The 16,003-nt window shown below is 52.2% G+C and carries 17 protein-coding genes; 13 read left to right on the top strand and 4 right to left on the bottom strand.

The window, feature by feature from the left end; genetic code table 11:
• Positions 1-287 precede the first annotated feature (287 nt).
• The gene (locus WKJ03_RS08360) at positions 288-2,015 is read left to right on the top strand and encodes a DUF885 domain-containing protein (RefSeq protein WP_337841733.1); all 1,728 of its coding nucleotides are present in this window, start codon (positions 288-290) and stop codon (positions 2,013-2,015) included.
• Positions 2,016-2,145: 130 nt separating this feature from the next.
• A complete protein-coding gene (locus tag WKJ03_RS08355; RefSeq protein ID WP_337841732.1) occupies positions 2,146-2,649 on the top strand; it encodes a hypothetical protein in 504 nt (167 codons plus the stop codon).
• Here WKJ03_RS08355 and WKJ03_RS08350 read toward each other — a convergent pair.
• Entirely contained in the window at positions 2,646-2,876 is a 231-nt protein-coding gene (locus tag WKJ03_RS08350; RefSeq protein WP_337841731.1) for a hypothetical protein, read from the bottom strand. The two genes, WKJ03_RS08355 and WKJ03_RS08350, sit on opposite strands and share 4 nt — an antisense overlap.
• A gap of 5 nt (positions 2,877-2,881) precedes the next feature.
• A complete protein-coding gene (locus WKJ03_RS08345) occupies positions 2,882-3,343 on the bottom strand; it encodes an EVE domain-containing protein (protein ID WP_337841730.1) in 462 nt (153 codons plus the stop codon).
• A gap of 88 nt (positions 3,344-3,431) precedes the next feature.
• Between WKJ03_RS08345 and tesB the strand changes: the two genes are divergently transcribed.
• Complete coding sequence (gene tesB / locus WKJ03_RS08340; RefSeq protein ID WP_337841729.1) at positions 3,432-4,310, top strand: acyl-CoA thioesterase II; 879 nt, start codon at positions 3,432-3,434, stop codon at positions 4,308-4,310.
• A gap of 19 nt (positions 4,311-4,329) precedes the next feature.
• Here the strand turns inward: tesB and plsB are convergent, their stop codons facing one another.
• Positions 4,330-6,759 (bottom strand): glycerol-3-phosphate 1-O-acyltransferase PlsB, encoded by a 2,430-nt coding sequence (plsB, locus tag WKJ03_RS08335; RefSeq protein ID WP_337841728.1) that lies wholly within the window; start codon positions 6,757-6,759, stop codon positions 4,330-4,332.
• Between the two features lie 132 nt (positions 6,760-6,891).
• Here plsB and lexA point away from each other — a divergent pair, with 132 nt between their 5' ends.
• The 5 genes from lexA to WKJ03_RS08310 all read left to right on the top strand — a co-directional run bounded on the left by lexA (position 6,892) and on the right by WKJ03_RS08310 (position 11,959).
• Complete coding sequence (lexA, locus tag WKJ03_RS08330; RefSeq protein ID WP_337841727.1) at positions 6,892-7,518, top strand: transcriptional repressor LexA; 627 nt, start codon at positions 6,892-6,894, stop codon at positions 7,516-7,518.
• A gap of 257 nt (positions 7,519-7,775) precedes the next feature.
• Entirely contained in the window at positions 7,776-8,906 is a 1,131-nt protein-coding gene (gene coxB / locus WKJ03_RS08325) for a cytochrome c oxidase subunit II (RefSeq protein ID WP_337841726.1), read from the top strand.
• A 9-nt stretch (positions 8,907-8,915) separates the two neighbouring features.
• Complete coding sequence (gene ctaD / locus WKJ03_RS08320; RefSeq protein WP_337841725.1) at positions 8,916-10,508, top strand: cytochrome c oxidase subunit I; 1,593 nt, start codon at positions 8,916-8,918, stop codon at positions 10,506-10,508.
• Between the two features lie 10 nt (positions 10,509-10,518).
• Positions 10,519-11,085, top strand: a complete 567-nt coding sequence (locus WKJ03_RS08315; protein WP_337841724.1) for a cytochrome c oxidase assembly protein — start codon at positions 10,519-10,521, stop codon at positions 11,083-11,085.
• Positions 11,078-11,959: a cytochrome c oxidase subunit 3 gene (locus WKJ03_RS08310; protein ID WP_337841723.1), complete on the top strand. Its 882-nt coding sequence runs from the start codon at positions 11,078-11,080 to the stop codon at positions 11,957-11,959. Before WKJ03_RS08315 ends, WKJ03_RS08310 begins: the two co-directional genes overlap by 8 nt.
• Here the strand turns inward: WKJ03_RS08310 and WKJ03_RS08305 are convergent, their stop codons facing one another.
• Positions 11,960-12,169 (bottom strand): DUF2909 domain-containing protein, encoded by a 210-nt coding sequence (locus WKJ03_RS08305; RefSeq protein WP_337841722.1) that lies wholly within the window; start codon positions 12,167-12,169, stop codon positions 11,960-11,962.
• A gap of 24 nt (positions 12,170-12,193) precedes the next feature.
• Here WKJ03_RS08305 and WKJ03_RS08300 point away from each other — a divergent pair, with 24 nt between their 5' ends.
• From WKJ03_RS08300 to WKJ03_RS08280, 5 genes are read left to right on the top strand one after another with little or no spacing between them, the layout of a single operon-like run.
• Positions 12,194-12,910 carry an SURF1 family protein gene (locus tag WKJ03_RS08300; RefSeq protein WP_337841721.1) on the top strand — a complete coding sequence of 239 codons (717 nt, stop codon included), beginning with the start codon at positions 12,194-12,196 and terminating at the stop codon, positions 12,908-12,910.
• The gene (locus tag WKJ03_RS08295) at positions 12,911-13,408 is read left to right on the top strand and encodes a hypothetical protein (RefSeq protein WP_337841720.1); all 498 of its coding nucleotides are present in this window, start codon (positions 12,911-12,913) and stop codon (positions 13,406-13,408) included.
• The gene (locus WKJ03_RS08290) at positions 13,408-14,430 is read left to right on the top strand and encodes a COX15/CtaA family protein (RefSeq protein ID WP_337841719.1); all 1,023 of its coding nucleotides are present in this window, start codon (positions 13,408-13,410) and stop codon (positions 14,428-14,430) included. The genes WKJ03_RS08295 and WKJ03_RS08290 overlap by 1 nt, the downstream gene beginning before the upstream one ends.
• Entirely contained in the window at positions 14,381-15,286 is a 906-nt protein-coding gene (gene cyoE / locus WKJ03_RS08285) for a heme o synthase (protein WP_337841718.1), read from the top strand. Before WKJ03_RS08290 ends, cyoE begins: the two co-directional genes overlap by 50 nt.
• Positions 15,287-15,305: 19 nt before the next feature.
• A complete protein-coding gene (locus tag WKJ03_RS08280; protein WP_337841717.1) occupies positions 15,306-15,941 on the top strand; it encodes an SCO family protein in 636 nt (211 codons plus the stop codon).
• Positions 15,942-16,003: the final 62 nt, after the last annotated feature.

Below are 16,003 nucleotides of genomic sequence, written 5' to 3'. Positions count from 1 at the left end.
TTAGCGTTGTTTTTGCCATGTTACGCGAATCTAACACTAAGGCAAGCCGCTGCTTTCAACTAAGCTGACATATCTGTTTAAAAAAGTCTGCATTTGCTTGGAACTTAACAATTAATTTTTTTACTTTTTTGTATTTTCAATTGTGGTTTTTGTCATTAATGCAGAAAAATCTGCCCAATTACCTCGTTTTATCCGCTGAATACGTCCAATCTCCAGAAAGCACAGATAGTTCCGCTGGAGCTATGGAACCGACAGGGTAGAATCGAAAGAAAACAAGGAGAACAAGAATGCAACGCACTTTAATCGCTTTGGGTCTGACTTTGTCTTTGGCGGCCTGTACGGCCAAAGTTTCATCACCTGCGGTTGATTTTGAGCAGTTGTCTGCACAAATCTGGCAACAGCAGCAACAACTGTCGGATCGCAGCAGCACCAGCCTGCCAGATATGTCGCCTGAAGCATTGGAAAAAAAACAGCAGAAACGGCTGGAGTTGCTACAACAATTGCAACAGACGGAACTGAAAGGTCTGACGGAGCAGCAGAAAATTAACCATCAGATCCTGCTGTATGGTTTGCAGGATGCAGTGGATGAATACCGTTTTGGTGCCCACTATATGCCGCTGACCTCGGAGTCAGGTTTTCATTCCAGCCTGGGGTTTATGGTGTCAGGTACTGATTTCAGCTCAGCCCGCTCTTATCAGGATTACCTGAAAAAACTCAGTACTGTGCCGCGTTATATGCAGCAGCAAACGGACTGGATGCGCCGTGGTATCGAAAAGGGCCTGACTCAGCCAAAGGCTGTGTTGGCGGGCTATGAACAGGGCATTCAGGCCTATATCAGCCAAAACCCGGAGCAAAGTATTTTCTTCCGCCCGTTCCGGCAGCAGCCCCACTTTGTGTCAGATGCCGATTGGCTTTCATTGCAACTGCAAGCAAAAACCTTGATCAGCGAGCAGATCAACCCGGCTTATCAGCAGTTTTATGACTTTTTCCTGCAAAGTTACCTGCCCGCGGCTCGGGAGCAGATAGGCGCCAGTTCTTTGCCGCAGGGGCGCGAGTTTTACCAGAATCGATTGGAGCATTACACCACACTGAAAATGACGCCACAGCAGGTGCATCAGTTGGGGTTGGAGGAAGTGGCCCGTATTAAAACTGAAATGCAGCAAGTGATTGCGCAGGTAGGTTTTCACGGCAGTTTTGCCGACTTTATTGAGTTTCTGCGCACCGACCCGCAGTTTTATGCCAAAACAGCGACAGAATTGCTGAAAGAAGCCTCTTTTATCGCAAAAAAAGCCGATGCACAATTGCCCGCCTTGTTTAAAACCCTGCCCAGACAGCCTTATGGCGTAGCGCCGGTTCCGGCGGAAATCGCCCCCAAATACACATCGGGCCGTTATGCGGGCAGCGGCAGAGCAGACAGAGCCGGCTTTTATTGGGTCAATACCTACGCACTGAATCGTCGACCTTTGTATGAGCTGGAAGCTCTGACCCTGCACGAAGCGGTGCCTGGTCACCATCTGCAAATTGCGCTGGCTGCTGAGATGGCTGACCAACCCGATTACAGACGTAACTTTTATACCTCTGCCTTTGGTGAAGGCTGGGGTTTGTATTCTGAATACCTGGGGCTGGAAATGGGTTTCTATCAGGACCCTTACAGCAACTTTGGCCGGCTGACTTATGAAATGTGGCGTGCTTGTCGCTTAGTGGTGGATACCGGTATGCATGCCTTGGGCTGGAGCCGGCAGCAGGCGTTGGATTACCTCGGTAGCCATACGGCACTGTCAATGCATAACGTGACGACGGAGATTGATCGCTATATCAGTTGGCCTGCTCAGGCGCTGTCTTACAAATTGGGTGAAATCACCATCAAAAAGCTGCGCCGGCAGGCCGAACAGCAACTGGGCGACAAGTTTAACCTGCGTGACTTCCACGAAGCTGTGTTACGTAACGGCAGTGTGCCATTGTCGCAACTCGAATTGCAGGTCACTCAGTATATTGAGCAGGCAGGCAAAGCCTGAAAAAAATTCATCCTCACTGGCATAGCCAGTCAGGATGCTCTTTGTTAGAGTGCGCGCCCTCAGCCTGCTGCGATGTGACCTTTTGGCAGGACACGCCAGCAGGCTGAATTATCCTTAGGAGAGATGCCGGATGTGGTGGTTAGTGTTTCTGGTACTGGCAGTGGCACCTATAGTGGTGTTGGTTCTGAAACTGGATCAACAGACCAAAGCACTGAACCGGCTCAAAGTGCAGCTGCATTTTGCAGAGCAGCAGTCTGTGCAGGTGGAGCACCTGGCATTCTGGCTGGCGGAAGAACAAAGCCAACAATTACAATCCAGGCTGCAGCATTGGGTGCGTCAGCAAGCCAAACTGCCGTTGCATGCCCCTCATCTGGAGCAGTTGTTTAAGGCCATCCCTACCTTATGCCGGGATCAGTCCAATAAAGGTCTGGCGCCCAGGCAGAGTTTTGGCTTCTACCTGAAAAAACATTCAGAACTGACGATGAACGACATCGAAAACTTCCTGCGTCACTATCCTGTGCTGACCGAGTTATGGCAAAGCAACACGCTGACAGCGTATTTCAAATTGTGCCACAAGGGGCTGGAGATACTGCAGGAACAAAGTTCCAATGCGGCTGACCGACGTGCCAGTTAGTCCCGCAGCACGACGGTCGGGGCTATATTGATTTGCCCTTCTGCATCAACGCTGGCGAGCCTGTCGCCAGCTTTTAACACAGCAACCCGCTGCTGTTCCTGCTCACGAACAAAAGACAATTCATAACCAAAACGTTGCAGTTCAAACACGGAAAACTGCTGAGCCGGATTTAACTGCTGCCAGAACTGGTGAAAACTTCTGGCACTGCGCCGACGCTCTTGTTTCATCTGCATTACTCCTTTGTGGCCATGGCCAACATCACTTGCCACTCGTCCGGTTGGACCGGCATGACTGACAATCTGCTGCCCTTTTGCACCAGCGCCAGTTGTTCTAGCTTAGATGAGCGCTTTAGTTTGTCTAGCGGCACCACAGAGGGAAATTTTTGCACAAATATCAGCTCAACGGCGAACCAGCGAGGTTGCGTCGCACTGGACCTGGCATCGAAATAAATACTGTCTGGCTGAAACTGCGAAGGGTCCGGGTAGGCGGTTTTGACCACCCTGGCAATACCGGCCAGCCCAATAAGCTTGCAGCTGGAATGATAAATCAGCACCAAATCATCCAGTGCGGCGGCGCGTAAAAAGTTACGAGCCTGATAATTACGCACTCCTTCCCATACAATGGGCTTGGTGGGATTGTTGGCGAAGTCATCAATACTGCATTCTTCTGGTTCGGTTTTGTACAACCAGTACATAGCATTCTCCGTTGTGTCTGCAGAACAGGTTGAATCGTCGCAGTTCAGTCGGCAGAATACCATGGTAAATCAACAGAGGAAGTGCCGCATGAGCCAGGTGTTAGCCGATTTATTGTCCTTGTTAAAACTTGAAACCATAGAGCAGGGCTTGTACCGGGGTCAAAGCCAGGACCTGGGTTTTAAAGCAGTTTTTGGTGGTCAGGTGATGGGGCAGGCCTTGTCCGCTGCGAAAGAGACGGTCGACCCGGACCGCAAGGTACACTCCTTTCACTCCTATTTTTTACGCCCGGGTGATGCCAGTAAACCCATTGTCTATGAAGTGGAGAATATCCGCGATGGCAAAAGCTTCAGTACTCGCCGGGTCAGTGCCATCCAGTTTGGCAAAGCCATTTTTTATATGACGGCGTCTTTTCAGACCGAAGAGTTAGGGTTTGAGCACCAGGACCTGATGCCCCAGGTTCCGCCACCTGAGGATTTACAGTCGGATTTGGTGTTTTACCAGCAGCATGCCCATCTGATCCCTGAAGCGCTGCGCAGTAAGTTTATTTGTGAAAAGCCGATCGAAATGCGCCCGGTGGATTTTCAGAACCCCTTTAAACCGCAAATCAGCCAGGCGAAACGTTATGTCTGGTTTAAAGCCAATGGTCAGATGCCGGATGATCTGCGGGTACATAAGTACCTGTTGGCCTATGCGTCCGATTTTAACTTCCTGCCAACGGCCTTGCAGCCACACGGCAAGTCTTTTATGGCGCCTAATATGCAAGTAGCCACTATCGATCATGCGATGTGGTTTCATCACGATTTCCGCTTTGACGACTGGCTGCTGTATGCGGTGGACAGTCCAAGCGCTTCAGGCGCCCGTGGATTGGTGCGAGGTCAGTTCTTTAACCGCGATGGTAAGCTGGTGGCGTCCACCATGCAGGAAGGGGTGATCCGCAGTTACGAAAACAAAGGGCAAAACGGTTAGTCCGCTTTGCCCTGTTCGATCAATGCCCTTTCACAATACTGAGTACCGTCTGCAGCACGTCCGCATGCAATAAGGCATTGACGGTTTGTTGCACCGGCTGGGCACTGCTGCCGGCGATCAGGGCATTGTTGTCCGTCAACTGGCAATAACCTGCGCCTTTCAGTGCGTTGACCAAAGTAGCAAACAGGTTTTTGTCCAGGTATTCAGGTGAACTGACACCATGTAAGGTGTTCAGCCGTTTGGCCATGTCCTGGCTTTTCTGCTCCAGCTCTTCCCGGCTGATGGGGTCGCCCGACAGCAGGTTTAACACCACGGCATAACGCTGCAAAATATCCTGTGCATTAAAGGCCAGCAGTTCCAGCATGCGATGCCCGGCTTGCTGCACAGGAACCGCGCTGAACTGACCCTGATGCTGCTGAATGAGGCCAGCCTGTTGCAGGCAGCCCAGCAACTGCGACAGATACAGATCCAAATCATCCAGTTGCAGGAATAATTCATCAGCCAGCAATGGCTGGATCAACTGGATGATATTTTTCAGCTGCACTGAGCTGAGCTCGTGATGCTGCAACAAAGCAGTAGCCAGCAGGGCCGGTATCACAAACAAATGGCTGACATTGTTGCGGTAATAGCTCATGGTGATCGTCTGCTCAGCCGTTAACTGAATGATCGAGCCAAAGCTGTCATGCTGTTGCTGAATTTTTTGCAGCTTCAAAGCGTGATCAATCCACTGCGCTGCCGAACCTTCAGCGCAGGTGACTGAGGCCGCATAAGGGGCTTGCTGCTGCAGCTGCTGATAAAAGGCCAGCTGTTTTTCCAATTCCTGACGGGACAACGAATGCTGACGGGTGGCCAACAATACTGTGGCAATCATATTGATGCTGTTCAGTGCTGCGCTTTGGTTCACCCGCCGCATCAGCTGATCGGCCAGGGTGGCAACCAGCGGATTGAGCCAGCTGGGTTTGCCCTGGTCCGCGCTCAGACTTTCGCGCCATTCCGGTTGCTGCTGGTTGATAAACTGGGTTAAAGCGATCGGCTGACCGAAATTGACGTAGCCATAGCCGTAATCCCGTAACTTGCGGATGGCGCTGAATACACCCCCAATGGATTCTTTCTCTTTGCCTGAACCTTTGAGTTCCTTCAGGTAAGTGTTCACTTCCATCACATGCTCATACCCCAGATAAACAGGCACCAGACTGATGGGTCTGTCTATGCCTTTGAGCATGGCCTGCACCGTCATCGCTAACATACCGGTTTTGGGTTGTAATAGACGACCGGTGCGGCTGCGGCCGCCTTCGGAGTAATACTTGACTGGATAGCCTTTGCTGAATAACTGGCTGAGGTATTCACGGAATACCGCAGAATACAGCTTATTACCGCTGAAACTGCGGCGGATAAAAAAGGCACCGCCGCGACGGAACAAAGGCCCGACCGGCCAGAAGTTCAGGTTGATACCGGCTGCAATATGGGGTGGTGCCAGTCCCTGGTGGTAAATGACATAACTCAGCAGCAAATAGTCCATATGGCTGCGGTGACAGGGCACGTACACGATTTCGTGGCCTTTTTGCACCAGCTCGGTCAGCACTTTGCTGTTATTGACCACTATGCCGTTATACAGCCGTTGCCATAACCAGCCCAGCACCCGGTCACCCAGTCTTAAGGTTGATTCACGGTAATCGGCCGCTATTTCCTGCAACAATTTCAGGGCTTCGGTGCGGGCCGCCGCCACAGAAATCTGTTTACTTTGCGCCTCATCTTCAATGGCCTGTTTCAGCCGGTCGGACGCCAGCAGCGCATTAAACAAAGCACTGCGTTCCGGCAATTTGGGCCCTGTGGCCGCCAGGCGCTGACGGAAAAAATGCACCCTGGCGACACGCAATAACTTATGGGCAGTGTCGGTATTGACATCGGTCTGGGCAACCATTTGGGCGACCGACACCGGACGGCTGAACCGTACCAGGGTATGACGGCCGGAAATCAGTACGATAAAGAGTTTGGCCAGCCAGCTTGGCGATTCTGATTCACCCAACACCGATTTGATGCTGTTTTCTTTGCCGGGTGCCCGGCCCCATAACACCGAAACAGGCACCAATTGCGCCTGCAACTCGGGATGACGCTGCTGGGTTTGTAATAAGGTCAGACCTTGTTCCAGCGCTGTGGTGGCGGTCCGTGCCCCCCATAGCACATGGGGTTGCTCGAGAAACACTACCCTGGGCAGTCTGCTGGCACCAAACTGTACAGGTTGCATTGGGTCGGGTAATCCCAGTTTGCGACAGATCCGCACTAAGGTGGCCAGGTCGCTGGCAGATTCAGTTCTGGTAATGTAAAACACCGGTCTGTTGGGATTCAGCTCCAGGTTTTCCTGCACTGCGTCAGGGACTATTTTGCAGCGCACCAGAGGTTTCAGCGGCCAGTACAACAATTTGGCCAGCCAGCGAACAGGTCTTAACATAGAGGTTCCACTCGAATCACAGGGCGCTAAGAATAGCATGAATGGTTAGACCCACAAAATTCAGGCTTGGGCTTGGCACTGGCAATAATGCTGTATATACTCACAGTATTCACTGTATAGGTATTCAGCATTATGCGCCCATTAACGCCACGACAAGCCGAAATTTTACAATTAGTGAAAGACTACCAGGCCGAAACCGGTATGCCGCCGACCCGGGCTGAGATTGCTGCTCAGTTGGGTTTCAAGTCGGCCAATGCAGCAGAAGAGCATTTAAAAGCGCTGGCGAAAAAAGGTTTTATTGAAATGATGCCTGGTACTTCCCGTGGCATCCGTTTAGTGGATGATGAAGCCGCCAATGAAGTGGACGAAGAGCCGGGTTTACCTTTGGTGGGTAAAGTGGCGGCCGGTCAGCCTATTCTGGCGGCTGAACATATTCAGCAGCGTTATCAGCTGGACGCCAGCCTGTTCAGGCCTCATGCCGATTTTCTGTTGCGGGTGCAGGGCATGAGTATGAAAGACATTGGTATTCTGGATGGCGATTTACTGGCGGTGCATAAGACCTCTGAAGCGCGGCAGGGGCAGGTGGTGGTGGCCAGAGTGGAAGATGAAGTCACAGTGAAGCGTTTTCGCCGTGAAGGTCAAATGGTTTTTTTACATCCGGAAAACGACGATTTTAACGTGATTAAAGTGGACTTAACTCAACAGCATTTTGCCATTGAAGGCCTTGCCGTTGGTGTGATCCGGGCTAATGGCTTTTAAAAAAGTTGCCCTTTCTCAATAGCTTGCCTTTCATCTTTGGCTGGTACGACCAGATGGTTTTATCAGCCACTCAGGTTTACATCCCGAACTTCCTTGTCTAATTCTTAAACTACACAGGTGCAGGAATCTGTGCACCGGCTTCAGCAACTGATGTCGGAATTATAAGAATAATGGCGGTTGCATCACGAAGACGAAGTGTTGGGTGACGTGTCTTCTTTTCTGCAACATGCCAACGGCAAAGACAGAGGAGAAGTTACGTGGCGAAAACACGTCGTTGGAGTGGTTCGCTGCTAACCTTGATGCTTGCGTTTCGTGCGCAGTCCACAGAAATGCCCCTGAATATGACGCAGGGGGTGACGGAGATCAGTCAGAAGGTCTATGACCTGCATATGACGATTTTCTACATTTGCTGTGCCATAGGGGTAGCAGTTTTTGGGGTGATGTTTTGGTCTATTCTGCGTCACCGCAAAGCCAGAGGAGCCGTGCCGGCTCAATTTCATGAAAGTACCAAAGTTGAGTTGGCCTGGACGGCTATTCCGGTGATTATTCTGGTGTTGATGGCGATACCTGCCACCAAAACCCTGATTGCCATGGAAGATACCTCTGAGGCTGATTTAACCATTCTGGTGACAGGTTCACAGTGGAAGTGGCATTACAAATACATGGACAAAAATGTCGAGTTTTTCTCCCTGTTAGCGACACCACGTCAGCAAATTGCCAACAAGCTGGCCAAAGGTCAGAACTACCTGCTGGAAGTGGACAGGCCATTGGTGATCCCGTCTGGTAAAAAAGTCCGTTTTCTGATGACCTCTGACGACGTGATCCACTCCTGGTGGGTGCCAGCCTTTGCCGTGAAAAAAGACGCGAACCCCGGATTTATCAACGAGGCCTGGACCAAAGTTGAACAAGAGGGCATTTATCGTGGTCAGTGCGCGGAGCTCTGTGGCAAGGACCATGGTTTTATGCCTGTGGTGGTGATCGTCAAAGAACCTGCCGAGTTTGACAGCTGGCTGGCAGAGACCGCAGCTGTGCAGGCTAAAGCCAAGGAAGAAGAACAGAAACTACTGGCGATGACGATGAGCAAAGAGGAGCTGATGGCCTTGGGTGAAAAAACCTACAACGGCTATTGCGCTGCCTGTCATCAACCGTCAGGTCTTGGCATTCCTGGTGTATTTCCGGCGTTAAAAGGCAGCAAAATGGCGCTGGAAGATTTGCCGGCCCATATAGACATTGTGTTGCATGGTAAAAGCGGCACTGCGATGCAGGCGTTCGCCAAACAGCTGAGTTTGCAGGAAATTGCTGCGGTCATTACCTATGAACGCAATGCCTGGGACAACAATACCGGTGATGTGGTGCAAGCCGCTGACATTGCCAAAGCACAACAGTAGGGGGCTGTGATGAGTACAGTAACAACAGACCATCATGATGCCCATGCTGAGCATCATCACGGGCCAGCAAAAGGCATCAAACGCTGGTTATATACCACCAACCATAAAGACATTGGCACTTTGTACCTGCTGTTTGCATTGCTGATGTTTTTTATAGGTGGTGCTATGGCGATGGTGATCCGGGCCGAGTTGTTTCAGCCCGGTCTGCAAATTGTAGAGCCAGATTTTTTTAACCAGATGACTACAGTGCACGGCCTGATTATGGTGTTTGGTGCCGTAATGCCTGCCTTTACCGGCCTGGCGAACTGGTTGGTGCCTATGATGATTGGGGCGCCGGATATGGCCTTGCCGCGGATGAATAACTGGAGCTTCTGGATTTTACCCTTTGCTTTCAGCATTTTGCTGCTGTCTTTATTTATGGAAGGTGGTGGCCCGGCCTTTGGCTGGACCTTTTATGCACCGCTTTCCACCACCTATAGCAGTGACAGCACTGCGCTTTTTGTGTTTTCTGTACACATTATGGGTATTTCGTCCATTATGGGGGCCATCAATGTGATCGTCACCATTATGAACCTGCGTGCGCCTGGCATGACCTATATGAAAATGCCGCTTTTTGTCTGGACCTGGTTTATCACCGCATTTTTGCTGATAGCTGTGATGCCAGTGCTGGCTGGCGCTGTCACCATGGTGTTGACTGACAAGTACTTTGGCACCAGCTTCTTTGAAGCGGCTGGTGGTGGCGACCCGGTGTTGTTTCAACATATTTTCTGGTTTTTCGGCCACCCTGAAGTTTACATCATGATTCTGCCGGCTTTTGGCATTGTCTCAGCCATAGTGCCCACCTTTGCCCGTAAGCCGTTATTCGGTTATGCGTCCATGGTGTATGCCACGGCCAGTATTGCCTTGTTATCGTTCCTGGTCTGGGCTCACCATATGTTCACCACAGGCATGCCGGTGTTTGCCGAACTGTTTTTTATGTACTGCACCATGTTGATTGCCGTGCCAACCGGGGTGAAGGTGTTTAACTGGGTGGCGACCATGTGGCGCGGGGCCATGACCTTTGAAGTCCCCATGATGTTCGCCCTGGCCTTTATTGTGCTTTTTACCATTGGCGGTTTTTCCGGACTGATGCTGGCGATCACACCAGCTGACTTCCAGTACCATGACACTTACTTTGTCGTTGCGCATTTTCATTATGTGCTGGTGACAGGGGCCATCTTCTCCATTATGGCGGCTGCGTACTACTGGTTGCCAAAATGGACGGGCCATATGTATGACGAAACCTTGGGGCAATGGCATTTCTGGTGCTCGCTGATCTCAGTCAATCTGCTGTTTTTCCCGATGCATTTTGTCGGTCTGGCCGGTATGCCACGGCGTATCCCGGATTATGCGCTGCAGTTTGCCGACTTTAATGCCTTTATCAGTATTGGTGGTTTTGCGTTTGGCCTGTCACAGCTGTTGTTTGTTGCTGTGGTGGTTAAATGCATTAAAGGCGGGCAAAAGGCCACAGCTCAGGTGTGGGAGGGTGCTGAAGGTCTGGAATGGACCCTGCCGTCGCCCGCACCTTATCACAGCTTTACCACTCCACCTGACGTGAAGTAACGGAGGTCCTATGGCATTGGCTCATCAACGCCTGACAGTCAAACTGAGCTTAGCGGCTGTGGCGATGTTTGGTTTTGGTTATGCGCTGGTGCCTTTGTACGACGTGTTCTGCGACATCACTGGCTTAAATGGCAAAACCTCTGCCGTGGCTGCCACCGCAGAGGCCGCAGTGGTGGATGCCAAACGAGAAGTGCTGGTGGAGTTTATTGCCCGGCCCAATAAAAACATGCCCTGGGTATTTGAACCTGTGGTGACCCGGTTGCGGGTGCATCCGGGGGAAATTCACAATGTGAATTATCTGGCCAGAAATGAAACCGCCTTACCTATGGTGGCACAGGCAGTGCCATCGGTGTCGCCGGGTCAGGCGGCGTTGTACTTTAATAAAATCGAGTGTTTTTGTTTTAACCAACAGGCTTTGGCGGCAGGGCAGGAATTGCTGATGCCGCTGCAGTTTTATGTCGATCCCGCTCTTCCCAGCCAGTTCAGCACTATTACCTTGTCTTACACCTTGTATGAGGTGCAAGGGGCTGCAACGACTGCCTCTGCGGGAACAGTAACAGGGGATACCTATGAGTGAACAACATCAACATTATTATGTGCCCGAGCAGTCGCCCTGGCCCATAGTGGGCGCCGTGGCACTGTTTTTAATTGCCTTTGGGGCTGGCCATTTTGTCAATGAAGTGACCAAGGATCAGCCAGGTTATGGTGGTTATCTGATACTGGCTGGGGTGGCTGTGCTGCTGTTTATGCTGGTGGGTTGGTTTCGTAATGTGATCGACGAATCCATGCATAACCTGTACAGCCCGCAGATGGACAGATCGTTCCGGCAGGGCATGAGCTGGTTTATTTTTTCTGAAGTGATGTTTTTTGGTGCTTTTTTTGGTGCCTTGTTTTACGCCCGCCTGATTGCAGTGCCTTGGCTGGACGGGGCCAGCAACAATGCCATGACGGCTGCTGTGCTCTGGCCTGCCTTTGAAGCCGTCTGGCCTTTGCTGACTACCCCGGATGGTACCCAGACCCAGGCCATGCCCTGGCAGGGTATTCCGCTGTACAACACCTTGATCCTGCTGACCTCGTCAGTGACTTTACAATTTGCCCATATTGCGATGGAAAAAGACAAACGTGGCCAGTTGAAACTGATGCTGTTTCTGACCATTGCTCTGGGGTTTCTGTTCCTGTGTTTTCAGGTTTATGAATACATCCATGCGTACCGGGATTTAGGCCTGAAACTGGATTCAGGGGTCTACGGCAACACTTTCTTTTTATTGACCGGGTTCCATGGTTTGCATGTGACCCTGGGGGCCGTGTTTCTGACAGTGATTTTTCTGCGTATTTTGCTGAAAAACCATTTTACCGCCCACAAGCATTTTGCCTTTCAGGCGGCTGCCTGGTACTGGCATTTTGTCGATGTGGTCTGGTTGTGCCTCTTTGTGTTTGTCTATGTGCTCTGATCAGTAAGGCCTGGGGTGAGGACTGATCAGGCCCAGCCCCAGAGCCAGCACAATCAGCAGGATAACGGCGACAGACCAAATCAGGCGACGGCCTAAAAACACCGACATAGGTGGCTGGTTAGGATCGTTTTTTAACATCAGAAGCAAGGCGCGGAATAAGTTAAAAATAATAAAGAGCAGCAGCGCTATGAGCAGTAATTTAATCAGCATACAACCTCAGTTCAGGGCAAAGGAATGGCAGCATTGAACCTGACGCCACAATGGCGGCCGGCACAGTGGCTGCTGGTGTTGTTCACTCTGGCTGCTTTTTTGCTGCTGTGCAAGCTGGCGTTGTGGCAGTGGCACCGGGCCGATGAAAAACAACAGCTGCTGCAGCAACAAACCAACTGGCAGCAGCAGGGGGCCATGGCCTGGACGCAACTGCCGCAGGCAGATGCGCAGCAACTGGACGGTATTCTGATTCAGGGCAAGGCGGTCTGGCAAAAGCCGGCGCTGTGGCTGCTGGATAATCAGTTGGTCGGTGGCAGATCCGGCTACGACGTGGTGATCCCTGTGCTGGTGGATCAGAGTCCGCCGCTGCTGCTGGTGAATTTAGGCTGGGTCGCAGCCCCGTCCAGCCGTGATGAGCTGCCGCAGATCCAAATTCCTGTACAGTTTGAGTTGCAGGGGCTGTTACGTACTCAGCTGGGCGGTGTGCTGCTGGGGCAAAATCTGGAGGACACCGGCCTGTGGCCACAGCGGATGCAACAGGTGGTGCCGGCTGAGCTCAGCAAGGTGTTGGGCCAGCCTCTGTATAGCGGCTTGGTCTATCAACAGCAATCCCCTTTTCGTTATCACTATCAGAGTGTGGTCATGCCACCGGAGAAACACCGGGCCTATGCAGTGCAATGGGCCTTATTGGCGCTGGTGGTGCTGTTTGTTGCAGGCGCTTTATGGCGCCGGGAGTTCTGAATGCAAAAATCCCGTTTTCTGATTCTTTTTATTTTATGCCTGGGGTTACCACTGGCCGCTGCGCAGGCGGTACTGAGTTTTGGCTGGTTTGGTGACAGTACCAGTAACAAAGGTCAGTGGCTGACTCAAGAACTGCTGTTACTGCCAGCTGTTGCTGGCAAACAGCACTGGCGGTTGGTCTATTTGAGTGCTGAGCCACACTGTGACAGCCGCTGTGAAGAAGCGGCTTATCTGCAACAGCAGGTGTATCAGGCGTTGGGTCGTAAGCAAGATTACCTGGCATTGTGGCAACTTGGAGCTGGCACCGCAGCCACCATGCAAAACGCTGAATTACCCGCTGTTGCTCAGGCATACGCAGGCCAACTGGTTGTAGTGGATGCTCAGGGACTGGGGTTGTTGTCTTACCCTGTCGCCTTGCAACGACCGAAGAATGTGCAAACAGGAAAAGCCATTCTGGCCGACCTGAATAAATTGCTGAAATACGAAAGGGGGCTCTGATGCGGCTGCAAAAGATGCTGGTCGTTGTCGCTGTGCTGTGGACCATGGCCGTGATTGTGCTGGGGGCTTATACCCGACTGACCGACGCGGGTTTGGGCTGTCCGGACTGGCCGGGCTGTTATGGGTTTTTGCAGGTGCCACAGCATGAAACCCATATTGAGCTGGCAGAAGCGCGATTCCCGGATCGGCCGCTGGAGGCTGGCAAAGCCTGGAATGAAATGGTGCATCGTTATTTTGCCGGCACTTTGGGGCTGCTGATCCTGGTGCTTTTTATCAATGGCTGGCGGCATCAGCAGCGACGGGTACCGGCTTTGTTGCTGGCGCTGGTGGTGTTTCAGGCGGCGTTGGGCATGTGGACTGTGACGCTGGCACTGCATCCAGTGGTAGTGATGGCGCATTTATTGGGTGGTTTTAGCTTGTTGTCTTTATTGGCTCTGCATTGGTGGCAGTTGCAGCCCAGGCCTGTATGGCAGGTCAGTCAGACACTGAAAAAGCTGTTCTGGCCCGTGTTGCTGGTGTTGACCGGGCAAATAGCTTTGGGTGGCTGGACTTCGGCCAATTACGCCGCTTTGTCCTGTATTCAGCTGCCTTTGTGTGAACCGGGCTGGATGGACAGGCTGAACTTCGACGAAGCCTTTTCGCTGCACCTGGGGTATGACAGTTATGAGTTTGGTGTCATGAGTCTGGATGCGCGGGCCACAGTGCATTTGATGCACAGGGTCTGGGCACTGGTCACTGCAGTGGTGGTGCTCGGTTATGCCTGGTTGTTATGGCGGCAGGGGGTCGCTGTACTTCGTACATTCGCGCTGCTGATTGGACTGCTGCTGTTATTGCAAATCAGTTTGGGCGTTGCCAACGTCGTGCTGCATTTGCCCCTGATCAATGCTGTGGCGCATAACTTTGTCGCGGCCAATTTATTGATGTGTCTGGTGTGCAGTGGTTATCTGCTGCACAGTACCAAGGAGAGTCTCTATGCAGAAAACTCAATCATTGCAGCCTCTGGCCAGCAATCAGTGGCGTGATTATCTGGAGCTGACCAAACCCAAAGTGGTGGCGCTGTTGGTGTTGACCGCTGTGGTGGGTATGGTGCTGGCCCGGCCAGATTTCCCACCGCTTGGTTTAATGCTGGCGGCGACAGTGGGGATAGGGTTGTTGTCCGCAGCAGCAGCGGCCTTAAACCATGTGGTGGATAGACGCATTGATGCACAGATGGCCCGCACCTACCACAGACCAGTGGCCAAAGGCCGGATCAGCAGCCGTCAGGCTGTGCAGTTTTCGTTGACTCTGGCCTTAAGCGGGTTTTTGTTGCTTTTTGTCGCGGTGAACCCGCTGACTGCCTGGCTGACTTTGTCCAGTCTGTTTGGTTATGCGGTGGTGTACACCATGTTTTTAAAACGAGCGACGCCACAAAACATCGTGATAGGCGGCTTGGCGGGTGCTATGCCGCCCCTGCTGGGCTGGACAGCCATGACGGCCGAGGTACATGCCCATGCCTTGCTGCTGGTGATGATTATCTTTACCTGGACCCCACCGCATTTCTGGGCTTTGGCCATTCACAGGCGGGATGATTACGCCCGGGTGAATATGCCGATGTTGCCGGTCACGCATGGCATTGAGTTCACCAAAACCGCTATTTTCCTTTATACCCTGATGTTGTGCCTGGTCTGTTTATTGCCTTACCTGGTCGGTATGACCGGGGTGCTGTATCTGGCAGGCAGCACAGTGATCAACCTGGGTTTTGTCTGGTATGCCTGGCAGCTGAAGTATCAGGCGAGCGCTGGCACGGCCATGGCCACCTTTAAGTACTCCATTTGGCATCTGATGGTATTATTCCTGCTGTTGTTAGCTGACCATTATTGGTTTTGGCCAGCCTTTTAACAGCGGTGAAGGAATAACGATGAATAAGTATGTGATATGGGTGCTGTTGGTGCTGGCGTTATTGGCCGGGGTCTGGTTGTCGCAGATGCAGCAGGATGCCAGACAGCCGCAGCAGGCTGTGGTTTATCCCAAAGCCAGGCCGCTGAATGACTTCAGCCTGCTGGATGAGCAGGGCCAGCCTGTGGGTCTGGACGCGTTGCGAGGTCAGTGGACCCTGGTGTTTGTCGGCTATACCTCGTGCCCGGATATCTGCCCAATGACCATGGCGAAACTGGCGGCACTGCAGCCGAAACTGCAGCAAATGACCAGCACGCCGGTACAGATTTGGTTTGTGTCGGTGGACCCAAAGCGGGATACCCCAGCGCAGTTGGCGCAGTACGTGAAACACTTTAACCAGCCAGCCTTAAAAGCCCGCACTGCCGATCACCCGGCATTGTTTCCGTTTGTCCGACAATTGGGGCTGATGTATGCCATTCCGCAGCAGCAGGAAGGTCGTTATCTGGTGGATCACAGCGCCAGCATTGCACTGATTGGCCCCAAAGCGGACGTGGTGGCCATGTTTAAGCCGGAAATGAAAGCCGGGCAGTTGCCGCTGGTGGACAGTGACATCTTATTGGCTGATTTTCCTTTGGTGCTGGAACGCAGCGAAGGCTGAGCTGCTGCGCTCTTATGTTTATACCCAAGTAACTTGAAGTTGCGGGGGGGGGGGGGGCCCCC

The sequence above is a fragment of the Rheinheimera sp. genome (genome assembly GCF_037442525.1).
Lineage (GTDB): Bacteria > Pseudomonadota > Gammaproteobacteria > Enterobacterales > Alteromonadaceae > Pararheinheimera.
This window is presented reverse-complemented; position numbering and strand designations above follow the sequence as displayed.